Raw genomic sequence first — 3,473 nt, forward strand, 5'->3', positions numbered from 1 at the left:
TCAGAACATGCCTAACAGCAACGCTTTCTCCGCGGCCAACATAGTTATTTATGACTATGTTGGCCACTTTAAGGTTATTTAACGCCAAAGGTAAAACCTAGGCTTGTTTCGAACCAGATGGGATCTGAAACATCAATAGCGTAACCTTTAACATCAGATTTCAGTTTTTTAAGCTCAGTCAGGTGAGCTTCAATGTCGCTACTGTCATAATGCTTATTCGCATATTCTTCAGTCCATTCGATCAAGCTATTAATAACGCTCACAGCAGCTTCAACTTCACAGTCGAAGTCAGCAACGTTCGCACTGTTTAGCGTTCCTTCATCGTCATAAACATAAATCACAATGTCTTCCAGCTGGAATGTGAACGAGTGACCTGATGAGCAAGTGCCATCCCAAGGCGTTTCTGGGGTGTCTGTGTCTTGTGTGACAGGTCTTCCACAGGTAGGGCAAAGAGGGCGAGTAAGATCAGAAGTGTATGTGTAAATTGTCATCGGAAATTCTCCGGTTTTGACCTTGACGATATGTCCGGCCTTTGAGATATATAATAGGGCATTTTACCCTAATTTGTCAAGTTGCATATCAATAAAAATCCAATAATTACAGTTATTTATTGACGATTTTTGGTTTGATGGGTTATATAAAAAATCTTTTCCCTGGAGTAAATATCTCTTTTAGATAAGTTGTTTTATAAATAACTTTTAACAGAGTGGTTAAGTATCAAACAAAGCCAGTAATTGTTGACCTATTGAAACTTGAGGGAGCTGCTTAGTCTGATGATGCAGTCTTGCTTAGAGTTGTGATTGTTCTCAACAATAAGGTTATTGATCTGATTTACCCTTAGTGTTCAAATGCTCAATAGCATTGATAATAAAAAAATAATGCTTTTCCACTTACATCTTCCTTTCGATTTCTATTTTTCCGTAAATACTTGTGACGGCTGGATCAAAAACAGCACGAGCACTATTGTTTTTATTAGGAATAAAGTTCATATCGTGAGTAAGATATTCGATAAACTGTAATTTGTTGAAACTCATGTTAGAGTGTGCTTTCGCTATCATTAATCGGAGTGTGGCTAACCTTTAATATGGAGTTAAAAACTTTAGCGGCTAAAATTGGCCTAAAGAGGGGCAGTTGGTGTACAACTACATTTTTTTTACCAATGTGCTAAAAATCTTAGATGAACGGCACATGACTAAATCAGAATTAGCAGAACGATCAGGGGTGTCTATATCGTTCTTATCTGATTTAACTACGGGGAATGCAAATCCTTCATTGAAGGTATTAGAAGCAATAGCGTCAGCTCTTGAAACACCGCTACCGCTTCTATTGGAATCTACGGACCTTAACAAAGAATCTCTTGAAGCCTTGGCGGGTGGTAAAGTATTAAGTAGTCTTCCTCCTGGCTACGAAAGGGTTTCTGTTATCTTACCTGAGCACAAGGCATTCCAGGTTAAGAAGTGGGGCGAAGAAACCAGATTAAAGCTCCAACAACTCAATTCCTCTAGAAAGTAATATCCATTCCTAATACTAATATTTTAGCGGCTAAATTTTAGCTGCTAAATTTAGCATCCCTTCATACACAAAATTCCACTATTTATCCTTCTTTTCAATATGGTTATCTCCATTTAAAAACGTGACTGCGCTCGCGTGGCGTCTCACTCGCAAGGCAAAAGGTAATTTTCTTTAAATTCTTTTGTTGTGTTTAGTTGCACATGGCTTAATTTCGGTATATCGTATGTTCAAGAAACGGATTTACCGAATTCAACTAAGTTTAAAGGCAATTGAATGCAACCTAACGAATCGACAGGCTCAGTAAAAGACAGAGCAAAAAGAAAGCTAGAAAGGGACATGGGTTCTGAACTACTAGCAATCTTTAATGATCCAAAAACCGTAGAGTTGATGCTCAATCCTGACGGCACAGTTTGGGTTGAAAAGCTAGGTGAAGATATGCAGTGCATCACCACACTTAGACCAGCTCAAGGCCGAGCTATTATCGAAACCGTAGCAGGTTTTCATGGCAAAGAAGTTACTTCATACACTCCGAATTTAGAGGCTGAATTTCCCTTAGATGGTTCTCGCTTTGCAGGGCAACTAGAGACTGTGGCAGTAGGTCAGGGTCCGTCATTTGCCATACGTAAAAAAGCGGTGAGCATATTCACGCTTGAACAGTATGTAGAAAACGGAATTATGACTGCCGCTCAAAAAGATTCTTTAGTGAATATCATTTCACAAAAGAAAAACATTCTTGTCGTGGGGGGGACTGGTTCCGGTAAAACCACACTGGCAAACGCCATTATTCGTGAAACCGTCGAACAGTTCCCTAATGACCGCTTCATCATCATTGAAGACACCAGTGAAATTCAGTGTGCCGCGAAGAACTATGTTCAGTACCGCACCTCTGAAACCGTCGATATGACCAGCTTATTAAAAACCGCATTAAGGATGCGACCTGACCGAATTCTAGTCGGTGAGGTGCGTGGTCCAGAAGCTCTCGATTTGTTAATGGCTTGGAATACAGGTCATCCAGGTGGCGTTGCCACAATACATGCGAACAAAGGCCCTTCTAGTGGTCTTGGGAGGTTTAAGTTCCTTATAACAATGCACCCTAAAAAACCAGACCCAATTGAACCGTTTATAGGCGAGGCGGTTCATGCGTTGGTGTACATCGCCAAAAACAAAAAAACCAACACTAGGGCCGTCGAAGAAATTATCGAAGTGTCCGGTTATCAAGATGGTCAATACGTGACCGAAACCTTATCAAACAAACCTATCTAGGAGTTATACAAATGCAATTCTCTCTATCAAAAATCCGATTCGACCGCTCGTCTATGTTCTACCTGGGCTTGTTTGCGTTGATGTTCTTAGCAATGGCGCTTCAACCTGCAATGGCATCCGAAGGCACTGGCGGCTCACTTCCTTATGAGAGCTGGCTAACTAACCTTCGTAACTCTGTTACTGGTCCTGTGGCGTTCGCTCTTTCAATGATTGGTATCGTTGTTGCGGGCGGTATTTTGATCTTCGGTGGTGAACTAAACGCCTTCTTCCGCACACTGATTTTCCTTGTTTTGGTAATGGCAATGCTTGTAGGTGCGCAAAACATGATGTCTACGTTCTTCGGTCGTGGTGCTGAACTTGCTGCGCTTAGCGAAGCTGTTATTAACCAAGTTGGCGGCGCGGCTTCTCGTGTTGTTAACGGTGTACAGGCGGCTTAATTATGGCTTTGCGCACGATCCCCATTCGTAGGGCTGGCAACAGAGCGAACTTGTTCATGGGCGGGGATCGTGAGCTTGTGATGTTCTCTGGTTTGCTCGCTGCCGCACTAATTTTTAGTGCTCAAGAAATTAGAGCAACTGTATTCGGTATTTGTCTTTGGTGGGGTGCGCTTTTTGTGTGCCGACTAATGGCTAAATCAGATCCTAAATTGCGTCATGTGTATCTGAGACACCGCATATACAAAGCGTACTACCCAGCAC

The 3,473-nt window shown here is 41.8% G+C and carries 5 protein-coding genes; 4 read left to right on the forward strand and 1 reads right to left on the reverse strand.

Annotation, left to right across the window (positions count from 1 at the left end):
* Window positions 1-74: 74 nt before the first annotated feature.
* Window positions 75-491, reverse strand: a complete 417-nt coding sequence (locus KO497_RS05980; RefSeq protein ID WP_012774843.1) for a hypothetical protein — start codon at window positions 489-491, stop codon at window positions 75-77.
* Window positions 492-1,134: 643 nt separating this feature from the next.
* Between KO497_RS05980 and KO497_RS05985 the strand changes: the two genes are divergently transcribed.
* The 4 genes from KO497_RS05985 to KO497_RS06000 form a co-directional block, all read left to right on the forward strand.
* Complete coding sequence (locus KO497_RS05985; protein WP_012774845.1) at window positions 1,135-1,512, forward strand: transcriptional regulator; 378 nt, start codon at window positions 1,135-1,137, stop codon at window positions 1,510-1,512.
* Window positions 1,513-1,785: 273 nt separating this feature from the next.
* A complete protein-coding gene (trbB, locus tag KO497_RS05990) occupies window positions 1,786-2,775 on the forward strand; it encodes a P-type conjugative transfer ATPase TrbB (protein WP_012774846.1) in 990 nt (329 codons plus the stop codon).
* An 11-nt stretch (window positions 2,776-2,786) separates the two neighbouring features.
* Window positions 2,787-3,212, forward strand: coding sequence for a conjugal transfer system pilin TrbC (gene trbC / locus KO497_RS05995; RefSeq protein WP_012774847.1), 426 nt, complete (start codon window positions 2,787-2,789; stop codon window positions 3,210-3,212).
* Window positions 3,213-3,214: 2 nt separating this feature from the next.
* On the forward strand, window positions 3,215-3,473 hold a 259-nt coding region (locus KO497_RS06000; RefSeq protein ID WP_215943066.1), incomplete at its 3' end, for a conjugal transfer protein TrbD.

Source organism: Pacificibacter marinus (assembly GCF_018860665.1).
In the GTDB taxonomy this organism is placed as follows: domain Bacteria; phylum Pseudomonadota; class Alphaproteobacteria; order Rhodobacterales; family Rhodobacteraceae; genus Celeribacter; species Celeribacter marinus_A.